Annotated in this window: 16 protein-coding genes; 10 read left to right on the top strand and 6 right to left on the bottom strand. The window is 58.0% G+C overall.

Features of this window, described 5'->3' with window-relative positions; all coding sequences use genetic code 11:
• Positions 1–254: 254 nt before the first annotated feature.
• The 4 genes from FE840_RS08280 to FE840_RS08295 all read left to right on the top strand — a co-directional run bounded on the left by FE840_RS08280 (position 255) and on the right by FE840_RS08295 (position 5,372).
• Positions 255–1,013 carry a helix-turn-helix transcriptional regulator gene (locus tag FE840_RS08280; RefSeq protein ID WP_138285329.1) on the top strand — a complete coding sequence of 253 codons (759 nt, stop codon included), beginning with the start codon at positions 255–257 and terminating at the stop codon, positions 1,011–1,013.
• A 355-nt stretch (positions 1,014–1,368) separates the two neighbouring features.
• Positions 1,369–2,523 (top strand): iron-sulfur cluster carrier protein ApbC, encoded by a 1,155-nt coding sequence (gene apbC / locus FE840_RS08285; protein WP_138285328.1) that lies wholly within the window; start codon positions 1,369–1,371, stop codon positions 2,521–2,523.
• Between the two features lie 180 nt (positions 2,524–2,703).
• Positions 2,704–3,681, top strand: a complete 978-nt coding sequence (locus tag FE840_RS08290) for a magnesium transporter CorA family protein (protein WP_138285968.1) — start codon at positions 2,704–2,706, stop codon at positions 3,679–3,681.
• A 521-nt stretch (positions 3,682–4,202) separates the two neighbouring features.
• The gene (locus FE840_RS08295) at positions 4,203–5,372 is read left to right on the top strand and encodes a cell wall hydrolase (protein ID WP_138285327.1); all 1,170 of its coding nucleotides are present in this window, start codon (positions 4,203–4,205) and stop codon (positions 5,370–5,372) included.
• Positions 5,373–5,424: 52 nt separating this feature from the next.
• Here FE840_RS08295 and FE840_RS08300 read toward each other — a convergent pair whose 3' ends face one another.
• Positions 5,425–5,631 (bottom strand): hypothetical protein, encoded by a 207-nt coding sequence (locus FE840_RS08300; protein WP_138285326.1) that lies wholly within the window; start codon positions 5,629–5,631, stop codon positions 5,425–5,427.
• A gap of 397 nt (positions 5,632–6,028) precedes the next feature.
• Between FE840_RS08300 and FE840_RS08305 the strand changes: the two genes are divergently transcribed.
• From FE840_RS08305 to FE840_RS08325, 5 genes are all read left to right on the top strand, one after another.
• A complete protein-coding gene (locus FE840_RS08305; protein WP_138285325.1) occupies positions 6,029–6,391 on the top strand; it encodes an AtpZ/AtpI family protein in 363 nt (120 codons plus the stop codon).
• A 59-nt stretch (positions 6,392–6,450) separates the two neighbouring features.
• Positions 6,451–7,200, top strand: a complete 750-nt coding sequence (locus tag FE840_RS08310) for a F0F1 ATP synthase subunit A (RefSeq protein WP_138285324.1) — start codon at positions 6,451–6,453, stop codon at positions 7,198–7,200.
• Between the two features lie 70 nt (positions 7,201–7,270).
• The gene (locus FE840_RS08315) at positions 7,271–7,498 is read left to right on the top strand and encodes a F0F1 ATP synthase subunit C (RefSeq protein ID WP_006726635.1); all 228 of its coding nucleotides are present in this window, start codon (positions 7,271–7,273) and stop codon (positions 7,496–7,498) included.
• Positions 7,499–7,579: 81 nt separating this feature from the next.
• On the top strand, positions 7,580–8,167 hold the full coding sequence (locus FE840_RS08320) for a F0F1 ATP synthase subunit B (protein WP_138285323.1): 588 nt from the start codon (positions 7,580–7,582) through the stop codon (positions 8,165–8,167).
• A 4-nt stretch (positions 8,168–8,171) separates the two neighbouring features.
• The gene (locus FE840_RS08325) at positions 8,172–8,651 is read left to right on the top strand and encodes a F0F1 ATP synthase subunit B (RefSeq protein ID WP_138285322.1); all 480 of its coding nucleotides are present in this window, start codon (positions 8,172–8,174) and stop codon (positions 8,649–8,651) included.
• Positions 8,652–8,730: 79 nt separating this feature from the next.
• Here FE840_RS08325 and FE840_RS08330 read toward each other — a convergent pair whose 3' ends face one another.
• Both FE840_RS08330 and FE840_RS08335 read right to left on the bottom strand, forming a co-directional pair.
• A complete protein-coding gene (locus FE840_RS08330; RefSeq protein ID WP_138285321.1) occupies positions 8,731–9,396 on the bottom strand; it encodes a ribonuclease HII in 666 nt (221 codons plus the stop codon).
• A 183-nt stretch (positions 9,397–9,579) separates the two neighbouring features.
• Positions 9,580–10,737, bottom strand: coding sequence for a PA0069 family radical SAM protein (locus tag FE840_RS08335; RefSeq protein WP_138285320.1), 1,158 nt, complete (start codon positions 10,735–10,737; stop codon positions 9,580–9,582).
• 131 nt (positions 10,738–10,868) lie between these two features.
• On the opposite strand from FE840_RS08335, the gene FE840_RS08340 reads away from it, so the two are divergent.
• Positions 10,869–11,390, top strand: a complete 522-nt coding sequence (locus tag FE840_RS08340; RefSeq protein WP_138285319.1) for a glycosyltransferase family protein — start codon at positions 10,869–10,871, stop codon at positions 11,388–11,390.
• A 27-nt stretch (positions 11,391–11,417) separates the two neighbouring features.
• Here the strand turns inward: FE840_RS08340 and moaB are convergent, their stop codons facing one another.
• The 3 genes from moaB to FE840_RS08355 are packed head-to-tail and all read right to left on the bottom strand — an operon-like array spanning position 11,418 to position 14,701.
• Positions 11,418–11,966 (bottom strand): molybdenum cofactor biosynthesis protein B, encoded by a 549-nt coding sequence (gene moaB, locus FE840_RS08345; protein ID WP_138285318.1) that lies wholly within the window; start codon positions 11,964–11,966, stop codon positions 11,418–11,420.
• A 2-nt stretch (positions 11,967–11,968) separates the two neighbouring features.
• Positions 11,969–12,877 carry a 4-(cytidine 5'-diphospho)-2-C-methyl-D-erythritol kinase gene (locus FE840_RS08350; protein ID WP_138285317.1) on the bottom strand — a complete coding sequence of 303 codons (909 nt, stop codon included), beginning with the start codon at positions 12,875–12,877 and terminating at the stop codon, positions 11,969–11,971.
• 3 nt (positions 12,878–12,880) lie between these two features.
• Positions 12,881–14,701 (bottom strand): tetratricopeptide repeat protein, encoded by a 1,821-nt coding sequence (locus FE840_RS08355; RefSeq protein WP_138285316.1) that lies wholly within the window; start codon positions 14,699–14,701, stop codon positions 12,881–12,883.
• Between the last annotated feature and the right edge of the window lie 58 nt (positions 14,702–14,759).

Here is a 14,759-nt window from a genome sequence, read left to right on the forward strand (position 1 = left end):
GCAGGTTCGTGGCGCTGGGGGGCGCTCAGGAACCTTGCTCGAAGGGGCAGATTTCGGGGATCAGAACAAGCCTGGCGCAATGATTGGCGCTGATCTGGACCTTGGTCGACGTCCACAAGAGTTTCGTTTTTAGTATCGCGCAGATTAACACTGGACCCTTGCTGTCCCGAGCCAGCTATGCGGCTGTAGGAAGTTTTGGTTCTTAGAATGGGAAAGCCCCCTTGCAGGACGGACGCTCCAACAATGATCACGTCATGGCGAATGTAGAACCTTCAGCTGCAGCGAGAGAGGCACTGGGTGTCGAAGCTGTAACGGCCCTGGTCACCGAGATTGAGACCTTCAAGACGCAGTTCGATGTTTTTCGCTTCATGAAGCGGCTTGTGGAACGCTATTTCTCGCGGACGTTCATGGTGGTGAACATGCCTTCTGTAACGTCGCGCGAATTGTCGCCGAATTCGATCATAACCAATTGGCCAGCTGATCTTTTGACAGAATATGACGGTGCCGCCATGCTGACGCGCAGCACCATTTTGGAGCGCTTGCGTCGGTCCTCGACGCCGCTTCAATATGACATGGACGATGCTGCGGCCAAGGAGCCCTCGGACAATACCTCTTCAGTTAAGGCGCTTTTCCACCGCTTCAACATGAACCGGGGCGCGTATTTCCCTGTACACGATGCGGGTGGTACGCGCGGTGCAGTGTCATTACATGGCAACCGAAGTGCCTTCTCGGCTGCTGAGATGATCGAGCTTTCCTACATCTCCATCCATGTCTACAACCGGCTTGCCCAGATCCGCGACATGGATGTGCGCACTTCGGATGTGCTGACAGAGCGGGAAATCGATTGCCTGAACTGGACATCTGCCGGCAAGACGAGCGTTGAGATTGCCGAGATACTTGGCCTGTCGGAGCATACGATCAACCACTATCTCAACCGCGCCACCAAGAAACTCGATGCTGTGAATCGTACTCAGGCGGTTGCCAAGGCAATCCGCAGTGGATTGATTAAATAAGTATTTTGGACCGGTCGGCCTGACGGTTTTTTGTGCAGTGCAAGCAGGCATGCCGTCACTTTCACCAGTGCAGGGTGCCGCTTCCAATCAAAGAGGCCATTTCCGACGTCTGCATGAGCGTTTTGCAACTGGCACGCTTTCTGCATCTCTATCGTCAGTCCAGAGGGGACGTTGCATGGCGCCCAGCCAAGGGTGCCGCAAGAAAGCCGCCGGCAGGAGAAAACTCCGCAGGCGGCTTTTTCTTTTGCACCATGGAGAGAGCCGCAAGGGGCAGCCAATTCCAGTTTGGCGGTTGGCGAATGCGCAAGCCTTCATTATCTAGTCCGGGACAGACATTCCAATTGATGAGGATCACATGAGCGACGTCACCCGTGAGCAGGTTCTGGAAGCACTATCCGGCGTGCGCGGACCCGATCTGGAGCGCAGCATCGTCGAACTCAAGATGGTGTCGGATATCTTCATCTCCGATGGGAAAGTCTATTTTTCCATCAGCGTCCCGGCGGAACGTGCAAACGAGCTCGAGCCCATGCGTCAGGCCGCCGAAAGCACGGTTAAAGCCATCCCCGGGGTAAAGGGTGCGCTGGTCAGCATGACCGCTGAACGAAAGCAGGGCACTGGTGCCCCACCGCCGCGTCCGCAACCTGCACCGCAGGGACACAGCCACGGTCACTCTCATGGTGCCGGCCAACAGCCGGCGCCGCGAGGAAAGGCTGGCATACCGGGCATTGCCTCGATTGTTGCCGTGGCTTCGGGCAAGGGTGGGGTTGGAAAATCCACGACGGCGGTCAACCTGGCGCTTGGCCTCCAGGCCAACGGATTGCGGGTCGGCATTCTGGATGCAGACGTCTATGGCCCTTCCATGCCCAAGCTCCTTGGTCTGACGGGGCGCCCCCAGCAGATTGACGGTCGCATCATAGTGCCGATGGAAAACTATGGACTGAAAGTCATGTCCATGGGCTTCCTGGTGGATGAAGGGACAGCGATGATCTGGCGTGGGCCGATGGTGCAGTCGGCGCTGATGCAGATGTTGCGCGAAGTTGCCTGGGGCGAACTCGATATTCTGATCGTCGATATGCCGCCGGGCACCGGTGACGCTCAGCTTACCATGGCGCAGCAGGTCCCCCTATCAGGTGCCGTCATTGTCTCCACGCCGCAGGATCTTGCCCTCATCGATGCGCGCAAGGGCTTGAACATGTTCAACAAGGTTGAAGTGCCGGTCCTCGGGATCGTCGAGAATATGAGCTATTTCATCGCCCCGGATACCGGCAATCGCTACGACATCTTTGGCCATGGCGGTGCGCGGGCGGAAGCCGAGAAAATTGGGGTTCCTTTCCTTGGCGAGGTCCCGCTGACGATCGCCATCCGCGAGAATTCGGATGCCGGAACGCCTGTTGTGGTCTCGGATCCCCAAGGCCCGCAGGCAGAGATCTATCGCGGGATTGCGAAGAAGGTCTGGGATCAGGTCGGCTTGCGATCGGGTCGTAAAGCTCCAGCGATCGTCTTTGAGTAAGGCGGATACCCGGAACGGCAGAATCCGTCTTTGGCTAACGTCGTATTCAAACGCAGAACAATGCGTCGTGCATTGAAGCCGTGTTGCATCGCAAAATCGCCCTTGTAATTGACGTGTGATAGGTGTTTGCTTTCGGTAGACTCTGTTCCGGAGGTCGTTCACCGTGAAGGCATCAAGATCGTGATCCGCGCGTATCGTGCAAATGGCAGTCTTGAGATCGTCGAGCTGTCAGAACGACCTACAGACCTCGATGCCGATATCATTTGGCTTGACCTCATCCATCCCACGCGTGACGAGGCGATATTGGTGGAAGAGCTCTTGTCGCTTGCGCTGCCGACACGGGATGAACTCAAGGATATAGAGCCCTCCAGTCGCCTTTATGTTGAAAATGAAGCCATCTTCATGACCGCCTCCCTGATCTACAAGGTGGAAGCGGATTTGCCCCATTTGGCCGATATTGCCTTTATCCTTTTCGGCAACCGCCTCATTACAATACGCTATGCCGAGCCCAAGGCATTTGCCGCTTTCAGTTCCAGTCTGCTGCGCCCCAATTTTCATTGCGCTTCGGCTGCATTGCTTCTTGGCCGTCTGCTCGAGGCCGTGGTGGATCGAACGGCCGAGGTTCTTGAGATGCTGGCGACAAGACTCGATGAGCTATCCGTCGCAGTCTTCATTGATCGCAAGGCAGCAAAGCGCAGACCACCCGGTTTTCTCGAAGACAAGCTTCTGGATATTGCGGCACACCACCAACTGGTCAGCAAGGCCAGCAGCAGCCTCGTTTCACTGGGGCGGATGGCGGCCTTCCTGCAGGCCCAGCCGAAGGTCAGGCTTGATCAGGATGCGCGGGAAATGTACGAGCTCGTCGGTCGCGATATCCAGTCGCTCGATGAGCATGCGGCATTTGTTGGCAACAACATCTCCTTCATGCTGGATGCCTCGCTTGGCCTGATCAGCGTCGAGCAAAATGCGATCATCAAGATATTCTCCATCGCCTCTGTTGTTTTTCTTCCACCGACGCTGGTCGCCTCGATCTACGGGATGAACTTCAAGTTCATGCCGGAGCTGGAATGGAGCACGGGCTATCCGCTGGCGCTTGTGGCCATGCTTCTTTCTGCAGTGATTCCCTTTCTGTTTTTCCGTTGGAAAGGCTGGCTTTGATTGGCCATGCCGCTAAAGATTGGCGGCTTACCGGTCCCGTTCGAACTTCATCTCCGTGACCGGGCGTCGCATGCTTGGACAGCAAGTGCGGTTCCGTGACAATCGTCAATCTGTCGAACGCTCTCCCTGCGTTTTGCGCAGAAGGGTGGCGCTCCGGCCCTTTGTCGACACCGGCTCTTAGTGCACGTCCAGCGAAAGTGCGTCAGCAGTTTTGCGTCCGGACTGCGTAGAAACAAATAGATAGAGCATTTCAGGTGATCCCGTTTTCACCGGAAACGCTCTAGATGGGGCAGCGGTCACACCTGCTGCTGCTCATCCTCCGTAGCGCTTCAGTCTTCCGGCAAATCGCGTCGTTGAACTGTAGACACATGTCATGATCTGAGATGGATTTATCGGCTTGCCACAATAGAGCCGCCTCTCCATTGCTCTTTAGGGGCCGTCCATAGCGGGCGTTAACCTCGCATAAAGGTTAATAAGCGATTGTTTATGAAGTAAAAGAGTCCCAGTGTTGGAGTCCGGTTTTGCGTCTTTCGATCCGTCCTTCGAAGAAGGTCCTGTCTCGTCTTGAGAACTGGACCTCGCCTCTGGTCTTTGGCTTTGCCGCCTGGTTGGCCTTTCCTACAATTGCTGCGCATGCCGATATGGCGGGTCTCCTGACCGGTCTCGACAAAGGCGCGAGCAACTGGCGCATGGTTTTGACGACCTCGCCAGCAGGCTCGATCCATGAGGCAAAACTTGCCTTCACCGACCAGAGCCAATCCTCCGCGATAAGCGGGAATGCGGGTCTGGCCCTGGCCGATGGCAGCCTGATCGCCTTTGAAGGCGGCAAGGCAACCGCCGAGGCGCTACCGGATGAAATGCGGGTCACGCGTCAGCTCAAGAAGGGCAGGGTGGTTGCTGTCGAAAAGATGCAGCCGCCGCCGGCTTTCAGCGCAGGTTCTGTACTGAAGCGCACGACGTCTCTTCTGTTACCGAAAGAGTCCCGTGAAGACAGGGCCGCCTTCGTCAAGACGGAAAAGCCTTCGGTTGAACTCGCAAGCTTTTACTTCCGGCGCGATGATCTGCCGAAGGATCCGGCGATCCCCGTCATGCTGGCCGATCTCGTGACCAACCGCAATCCTGATGTGCTGGCAACCGCCTATGCGCCGCCGCCGCCCGATTTTGCGACCGAGTCGCCGTTCGAATCCATTCTGACTGACGAAAGGCGCGGTCGTTTCGTGCCGGATATCGACCCCAAGGATCATGCCTGGGCTGCCACGCCGCTTCCGGCGGCCGTATTCAGTGATCGTGAGCAGAAGTGCCTTGCAGAAGGCATTTACTTTGAGGCTCGTGGTGAATCTGTGAAGGGGCAGGCGGCCGTTGCGCAGGTCATCCTGAACCGCGTGCGCAACCCCTACTACCCGAATTCGATTTGCGGCGTGGTCTATCAGAACCAGGACTGGCGCAACCGCTGCCAGTTCTCCTTCGCCTGCGATCGCATCCCGGATCGGATAGGCTCACCGCGCCATTGGCAGATTGCCAAGGATATCGCAATGGCCGTTACAGCGGGCAAGATCTGGTTCCCCGAAGTTGGCTCCGCCACGCATTACCACGCCACCTATGTCTGGCCCGCATGGGCGCCGACGATGAAGCGCGTGGACAAGATCGGCAAGCACATTTTCTATCGCACCTATGGTGGCGGGTGGAGCTGATGTTTCATGACCAAATGTCGATCCTAAGGATCCCTATGATCGACATTCCCTGTCATTCCCCGGAGCGGAGGTAGCGGTAAAGCGCCTTCGCCATAAGCGGCATGATAAGGAAGATCAACAGCGAGACGACGGCGATCCCGACTGGGATCGTGAACATCGGAAGAAGGTTGGACTGGCTGTCGATCCACATCGCCATCTCCACGCCGAGCCACCAGCCGAGCACGATTGCAAGTGCGATTCTCCCGAAAACTCTGCCCACGACGTCCCCCTCGGCAACTTAGGATGCGCAGAAATGTGACTTGTGATCGACATCCACAACGCTTGCCCCGCTCGCCTGCTTTGCTCCATTGCCGCTTCTGGTCAACTACGCGTGAGCAAAGCCTCATTCTGAACAGATTCTGCTGCAGTGCCGCGACGAAGTGGCCTCATTTGACGACACTTATCTGCTACCTTTTGCGCAGAATGCCGTAAGCCTATGAAATATAATGATTAATTTGTAGTGAAACTTGCTGCTCCTATAGCTTGACTATGGTGGTCCTCAAAATTATGGTGCGCCCGACTTCAAAGCGGGCCTAAAAGGTTTCTATCCCGCCGTTTCTGCATTCATATCGGGCGCAAAACGGCCCGGAAAGCAAGCGTGACGGACGGAGGAAGCCATGACGGGTGATCGGGAAGAAAGTCTGGAAGAACGTCGGGCAAGGCTCAACGCTGAACTGTCAGCGCGCCATGCAGCGACGAAGGGTGAAGAAGAAGCTGAGAAGAAGGCCGAGGATAACCGCAAGGGTTATGCTCAGGCCATGAAGATCTCCAGTGAATTCATCTCCGCAATCTTCGTAGGCGCTGTTCTCGGTTATCTCCTGGACCACTTTGCCGGTACGGCGCCCTGGGGGTTGATCATCTTCCTCCTGCTTGGTTTTTGTGCCGGAGTGCTGAATGTCTTGCGTGTTGTAGGGCTGGTGGCCTCGCCCCATCCATCCGACCGCGTGGCGCAGTTGAAAGAGAAGGGCGAGGATCGCTGAGGCGATCCAAGCAGGACGGAAAGAAAACCGCTCAGGCGGCAAAAGCGAAAGAGCAGAACGTGGCAAACGATCCCACTTCCCAGTTTCTTGTCAAGACGATTGTTCCGATCGAGGTTGGCGGGCTTGACCTTTCGTTCACCAATTCATCCCTCTTCATGGTCGTGACTGTCGCTTGCGCGTCGGCCTTCCTGTATTTCTCGACATCCAGCCGCGGTCTGATCCCGACACGTGCTCAGTCGGTTGCTGAAATGTCTTATGAATTCATTGCCTCCATGCTGCGCGAAGGCGCCGGCAGCCACGGCATGAAGTTCTTCCCGCTGGTGTTTTCGCTGTTCATGTTCGTGCTGACAGCAAACCTGCTCGGCATGTTCCCCTACTTCTTTACCGTGACGTCGCAGATTATCGTGACCTTCGCCCTTGCGATGCTGGTGATCCTGACGGTGCTGATCTACGGCTTCTATAAGCACGGAATTCACTTCCTCAGCATCTTTGCGCCGTCGGGTGTTCCCGGCGCCCTTCTGCCGCTCGTGTCTGCGATCGAGGTTGTTTCCTTCCTCTCGCGTCCGATCAGCCTTTCGGTTCGTCTCTTCGCCAACATGCTGGCTGGCCACATCACGCTGAAGGTCTTCGCCGGCTTTGTAGCCTCCATGAGCGCGCTTGGTGCTCTCGGTGTCGGCGGAGCGATCCTGCCTCTTATCATGACGGTCGCCATGACCGCCCTCGAGTTTCTCGTCGCCTTCCTGCAGGCCTATGTCTTCGCGGTACTGACTTGCATGTACCTGAATGACGCTGTGCATGGTGGTCACTGAGAAATAAGTCGCTGGTCCCGGCTAACCGGGTCCTGAACAGCCGCAACAACCATTTCGAAGGAGTATCCATATGGAAGCGGAAGCAGCAAAGTACATCGGCGCGGGTCTCGCATGCCTCGGCATGGCTGGTACGTCCCTCGCTCTCGGCCGTATCTTCGGTGACTACCTGACCGGCGCACTGCGCAACCCGTCGGCTGCTGACAGCCAGTTCGGCCGTCTGGTATTCGGCTTCGCCGTTACGGAAGCTCTGGGCATCTTCTCGCTGCTCATCGCTCTCCTTCTCCTGTTCGCCGTCTAATAGCGGCTGGAGTTAGGGATCACAGTTTGCCCTGTGCGGCGGCTGTGATCCCTGCATTTGCGAATACACCTGGAGGTGAGCATGTTTGTGACCCCCGCCTTTGCCCAGGAAAATCCGGCAGAAGGCCAGCTTCACACAGAAACCGGCGTTGCTCATGACGAGCCGGCGAGTGGTGTGTTTCCGCCGTTCGATACGTCGACCTACGCTTCGCAATTGCTGTGGCTGGTCCTTACATTCGGCGTATTCTACATGCTCATGCAGAAGGTCATCGTGCCGCGTGTTGGCGGCATTCTCGAAGACCGTCATGACCGCATTGCCCAGGATCTTGATGAGGCGTCCCGCCTCAAGGCCGAGGCAGATGCTGCTATTGAAACTTACGAGCGCGAGTTGAGCGCTGCCAAGGCGAAGGCCGGGCAGATTGCTTCTGTGGCTCGGGACGAGGCAAAGGCGAAGGCCGATGCTGAGCGCGCGGCGATTGAAGCCGAACTGAACCAGAAGGTTGCCGCTGCCGAAGCGCGCATTGCCGACATCAAGGCCAAGGCGTTTGCCGAGGTGGACACGATTGCGGTCGACACGGTCGGAACGATCGTCGAGCAACTGATCGGCGCCAAGGCGACCGCTGCCGACATCAAGGCTGCTGTCAGCGGCACAACGAAACAGGGAGCTTGAGGTCATGGATTCGTCATTCTTTGCCCTGCTTGGCCTGATCCTGTTTTTCGCTTTGCTCGCTTACCTGAAGGTGCCGGGCATGATCGGCAGGGCGCTTGATGAACGCGCCAAGAAGATCGGTGACGAACTGGCGGAAGCCAAGCGTCTTCGCGAGGAGGCTCAGCATGTTCTGGCTGAGTATCAGCGCAAGCGTAAGGAAGCAGAAGCCGAGGCAGCGGGTATCATTGCCGCCGCCGAGCGCGAAGCTGCTGCCCTGACGGCTGAAGCCAAGCAGAAGACCGAGGAATTCGTTGCCCGCCGCAACGCGCTTTCGGAGCAAAAGATCAAGCAGGCTGAAACGGAGGCGGTGAATGCCGTTCGTGCCGCCGCTGTCGATCTGGCAGTGGCCGCTGCTGAGAAGGTTCTGGCCAAGAAGGCTGACGACGCTGTTCAGCAGAAGCTCTTTTCGTCCTCCGTTGGCGAGGTGAAGGCGCGTCTGAACTGAATTCGTGCCGATCTTGTCTTTTGAGGCCCCGGTGAGAACCGGGGCCTTTTGCATTCTGGCATGGCTGATGCAGTGAATGTTAATTTGGCCGCAACGGTCGAAAGCTCATGCGGTGGAGCGGGCAAGGACCTTCAATCGCAATCGCTGCCCGATGCATGGCTGTTCCGTACCCCGCGTGCAATTCGAAGCCGTAGGACGGATAAAGTGCCGCCGTCCGTTCCATCATGCGGTCACGTATCACTTTTGCAATGATCGAAGCTGCGGCAATCGAAACTGACCGCGCGTCCCCCTTGATCACGGCTGTACCCCTGCAGGGCAAAGCAGGTGGGACATCGCGGCCATCGGTCAATACATGGCCGACGGACTGCCCGGCGGGCAGTGCAAGACCGGCGACTGCGCGCTGCATGGCATCAAGGCTCGCCTTGCGAATATCCGTGGCGTCAATCCGCCGGGGTGATGAAGACGCAATAGACACCGTCGCAACTTTCAGAATTTCCTCATAAAGTGCGTCCCGCTGCTTTGCCGAAAGTTTTTTAGAATCGTTGAGACCATCGGGAATATGATCTCGGTCCAGGATGACGGCTGCCGCTACGACTGGGCCTGCGAGCGGACCACGACCGGCTTCATCCGTCCCGGCCACCGGCCAGACCCCCTTACGCCGAAGGGCTTCTTCCAACGAGAAGTCCGGGCCGTTCGGCAGATCGTCAAAAAGCCTGGGAGAATCGGGTGGCGTGCGCGCTTTCATGCGGCAGAAGTCGCACGCACACCCGATCTCTTGCAAGCCCCCGGCATCACGACAGGCAGGGCACCTGAGGCGAGGCGGCCGCCGGGGGTATTCCGGGCGCGAGGCGGCGGATCCGCGACCGGAAATTCAAAGCGGCCAAAGGCCATTCTGTCTTAATCTGGATGCCTCTCCTCACGCTCACATTCAGAGCAGGGAAAGCTGCACGCCACTGCCCAGCGGCGGCACAAACAGATCATCCCGCAACTGCGCGCTGCGACGGCCAAGACCTAGACGCTTGGCGGCCATCTCGAACCGGCGGCTGATCTGCCAGGCGTAAGGGCCGGTACCCCGCATCCGCTTCCCGAATTCGGCATCATAATCCTTGCCGTCCCGCATAGAACGCAGCAACGACATCACATGGCGATAGCGATCCGGGTAATGCTGCAGGAGCCAGTCCCGAAAGAGCGGGCTGACCTCAAGCGGCAGACGCAAAAGCACATAACTTGCTTCGCACGCTCCCGCCACCTTTGCCGAGTCAAGAATACGCTCCAACTCGTGATCATTGAGAGCCGGGATAAGGGGGGAAGCCAGCACACTGGTTGGAATGCCCGCATCACTCAACTTGCGAATGGCTTCCAGACGTTTGGCCGGCGTCGAGGCGCGTGGTTCCATCAGTCGCGCAAGCTTCCTGTCCAGTGTTGTGACAGACAGACCGACCTTGACCAGCCCTCGTTCAGCCATGGAGGCAAGAATATCGATGTCGCGCGTCACGAGCGCAGACTTGGTCACGATCATCACCGGATGATTGGCCTTGTCCAGGACTTCGAGAATCTGGCGCATGATCCGCCATTCCCGCTCAATCGGCTGATAAGGGTCCGTATTGGTGCCGATCGCGATCGTTTTGGGCTTATAGCCCGGCTTGCCCAGTTCGCGCTCAAGAAGGCGCGGAGCATCGGGCTTGGCAAAGAGCTTGGCCTCGAAGTCCAGGCCCGCCGAAAGGCCCATATAGGCGTGGCTTGGCCGGGCGAAACAATAGACGCAGCCATGCTCGCAGCCACGATAGGGATTGACTGAGCGGTCAAACGGCAGGTCAGGTGAATCATTCCGGGTGATAACCGAACGTGGACGCTCAACCTGCACTTCCGTCCGGAAGGGTGGCATGTCCTCCAGCGTCTGCCAGCCGTCATCGAAGGCCACGCGTTCCTGGCTCTCAAAGCGCCCGCTTGGATTAAGGGTCGCACCCCGACCACGACGTCGGTCTATTTCGATGCGCATGCCCGATGCCTTCACGATCGCATCGGCAATATCAGCCGTATTGGCAGGCTGAAATGCAGCCTGCCCGACAAGGGACAGCTCGGTCATGTTTGGCTCCTTGCGAGTCTCACAGGCTCGCTGTGACGACTATATTCCTAGCTCACAAAAGAGAACAATGCAAGAACAAACTTTGAAAATGTCTGCTGGCAAATTTTTGTGCATTGCGATATTCATGGGCAATGTTGACAGTCATCATGGAATGCCGGGATCAGGAACCGGAACTCGCCCAGACCTTGTCGATCCTTGTACCCGCTGCGGTAGAAGGCCTTGTCTGTGATGTCATCATTCTGGATCATGGCTCAAAGGACGGATCTTCGGCAGTCGCAGATGCAGCCGGTTGCCGATTTTATCAGCAATGGGACATGAAGGAAGTGCTGTCCACGGTGCGCGGTGAATGGCTTCTCTTGGTGGAGCCAGGCGCGCGTTTGACACAGGGATGGATAGAGGAAGTCGCGGAATATGTGGCGCTTAACAAGCTTCCGGCCCATTTCACCCACTCGAGTCGCTACAGGCTACCCTTCTATCGCCGTCTCATGAGAGCGCGTCCGCCGCTTGAACAGGGTTTTCTGATCCCACGGCGTCAGGCGCTCGCGCGTGCCAGAGCCGATAGCGGCCTTGGGCATCTGGTAAACGGACATAAATCCCGCCGCCTGATGTCGGAGATCATCCCGTCATGGGTGGCCCGGGAAGCCAGAAGCTGACGAGACCTGCAATCCCCTCTTGACCGACTATTTGCCGCTGCGGCGCAGATGTTCATCCAGCCGTGGCATGATCTCGACGAAATTGCAGGGCATATGCCGGTAGTCGAGTTGCCATTTGAGGATACCGTCCCAGGCATCCTTGCAGGCGCCGGGAGAGCCCGGCAGGACAAAGATGAAGGTGGCGTTGGCAACGCCACCGGTCGCCCGTGACTGGATCGTCGAGGTTCCAATCTTGTCATAGGAGAGCCGATGAAACACCTCGGAGAAACCGTCCATTCGCTTCTCGAAAAGCGGCTCCAGGGCCTCCGGCGTCACGTCGCGTCCGGTAAATCCGGTTCCGCCCGTTGTAATCACAACATCGATTGCTTCTTGAAGCGTCCAGGCCTCCACCTGGTTGCGGATGGCAACGCGATCATCGGGCACGATTGCCCGTGCTTCCAGCCGGTGGCCTGCCTCTTCGATGCGCCTCACCAGCGTATCGCCGGATTTGTCCTCTGCGAGGCTGCGTGTGTCCGACACTGTCAGTACGGCGATCCCAACGGGAAGGAAAGGGCGGCTTTCATCAATCCTGCTCATCTTCAGGCTCCCGCAACGCTGCGTGTCAGAAGTACATACCAGTTGGGTCTGAAGGCCGAAAGCGCAAGGGCAGCCTTGAGAGCCGCCGCTTCCGTCTTGTAGAGGCCGAAACAGGTGGCGCCTGAACCAGACATCCGGAAAACCTCGGCCTCGCTCTGCCGTAGCAGATCGCAGGCCTCGGCGATCTCCGGCTCAAGCGCGGCGGCAGGACCCTGCAAATCATTGCGCAGGCCACGCATTGCCGCGAGCCATGCGGTTTCATCAGCCTCTGCCGGCAGCCCGTCGATCGCAGCATTGTCGCGCTTGTCCAGCCTGCGGAATATCTCCGGAGTGGAGACCGGCTTCAGCGGGTTGAGCAGGACCATCGGATAACCCGGCAGATCCACAGGTTGAAGCTCCTCCCCGATGCCGCGTGCGCGCAGCGGAACCGAAGACAGGCACATCGGCACATCGGCTCCGAGCTTGAGCGCGATGTGCATCAGCGTCGCGGATGGAAGTTCGCTACCCCAAAGCCGCATCAGGCCACGCAGAGTTGCGGCCGCGTCGGCAGATCCTCCGCCAATTCCGGAGGCAACAGGCAGGTTTTTTTCAAGCGTGATCGCCACCGGCCCATGATATTGGCCAGTGTCGTCAAGCGTAGCGCGTAGCAGATCGCGCGCCCGGATGATCAGATTGTCTGCTTCACCCGCGTTGTTACCGGACAGCAATGGCCCGAATCGGCCTGAAATTGCCAGACTGTCGGCCGCGGCGGCTTCGAACGACAGCTCATCACCGTCCTCCGCAAATGTCACAAGCGTGTCGAGAAGATGATAGCCGTCTTCCCGTCGCCCTGTCACATGGAGTGCAAGATTGATCTTGGCTGACGCGGTTTCCTCCACACGCCCAGCCGATACAGCGGTTGAAGTCGTCACGGATCAGGATTTCCGATCAGCGTCTTCGACCGGCTCCTCAACAGGCTTTGTCGTCGCATTCGCGGCATCAGCCTCAATCGGCGGCAGTCCGTTGTTGATCTTGTTCTGGATCTTCGGGACCTCGGCCTCTTCGGGCTCGGAGGCCAGTGCCCGCTTCCACTGATAGACAGCCTCAAGCTTCCTGCCGACCCGCCAATAGGCATCCCCCAGATGGTCGTTGATCGTCGGGTCGCCGGCGCGAAGCTCGATTGCCCGCTCCAGTTCTCTGACAGCATCGTCAAACCGGCCCAGACGGTAATAGGCCCAGCCCAGCGAGTCGACGATATAGCCGTCGTCAGGACGCAACTCCACGGCCTTCTTGATCATCTCCAGGCCTTCCTGGAGATTGCGGTTCATGTCGACCCAGGAATAGCCGAGATAGTTCAGCACCTGCGGCTGGTCCGGATTGAGCTCCAGAGCCTTATGGAAGTTGGGTTCGGCCTTCTCCCACTCCTTCAGCCGCTCATAGGCGATGCCACGCTGGAAGAAGACGGACCAGTGGCTCCTGTTCGGATTGGGCCCGATGATTTCGATCGCCCGATCATAGTTTTCCGCCATGGCACGATAGTCTTCGGCGGAAGACAGCACACTGCCATAGGCGAGATAGCTGCGAATATCGTTCGGATCAGCCGCGATCAGCCCCTGCAGGTGTTCGCGTGCTTCCTCCACCTTGCCAGTTTCCGCAAGGGTCAGGCCAAGCTGCAATTCCGAAATCCGCCGCATCGGCGAATCCACCGGTACCATGCTATAGAACTCGATGGCCTTTTCCAGTCGCTCGGTGCTTTCGGCAATACCGCCAAGCAGCACAAGCGTGTCGGCGCTTTGAGGGTCGAGAGCATGGGCCAGCTGGAGATAAAGCATGACCGTATCTTCGGCGCCTTCCCTGTTCAGCGCGCCGCCAATCGAGAACAGCACTCCGGCAGCCCCTTGTGCCGCCGTGGCAACCACCGGCTCCGGCTTCTCGCCCGCTTCGATCCGATCCCGCAGCGCCTTGAACGGCGCATAGTTGGAAATCAGCTCGTCCCCGGCTGAAATGGCATCGAGCGCCTTTTGCTTGTTGCCGACAGACGCTTCGAGGGTAGCCAGCGCAATCACCGCCCGCGCGAAGGTGTCGGGCGCGGTTGCACCACCGGGACGATCTGTAACCGTATCGGTAAGCCGCTTGCGCGCCGTGTCCACGTCACCGATCATCGCGGCCATCACGCCGGCATTGTAGTTCGTAAAGATCTTGTACCAGCTTGGACCGTCAAGCTCCTGAATGCTGGCAAGTGCCTCCTTGCCCTCACCCTTTCCCGCTCGCGTCCAGGCGATGAGAAGCTCATTCATCAAGCGGTCGAGATCGTTGGGGCCCTGGTACTTAAGGATCGTAAGGGCCTCGTCATACTGGCCATCGCGAATGGCCTTGAAGCCTCGTGCAATGGAGGTGACCCGCTCGACCGCCCGGTTGGACTTCAACTCCTCGGCAAGCGCTGCGCCTTCATTAAAATCACCGTTCATGAACAAGGCGATCATCAGGCGTTCCTGGATGGCAAGCTCATTGGGTGAGAAATCGAGGGCCTTTCGATAGAAGCGGACTGCGTTTTCGTAATCGCGGTCCGTATCGGCCGTACGTGCTGCCAGAAATGCACCTGCGAAAGTTTCGATCTGCGCGAGGTCAAACTCTTCCAAGCCAACCGTTTCGGTTTGAGCCGGTTCTGCCGCTCTTGTTGCTGTGGTCGATGTCAGGCCGAGCATCAGCACGATGGCCGTGCTGGTAAGGAGGCGAATGGCGGGGCTTTGCCGCATGAAGAAGCCTTTCAAGAACCGATTGTGAGCGCCCGACTGCCTCATGGACAGGCCAGAA

Origin of the sequence: Peteryoungia desertarenae (genome assembly GCF_005860795.2) — a bacterium.
In the GTDB taxonomy this organism is placed as follows: Bacteria; Pseudomonadota; Alphaproteobacteria; order Rhizobiales; family Rhizobiaceae; genus Allorhizobium; species Allorhizobium desertarenae.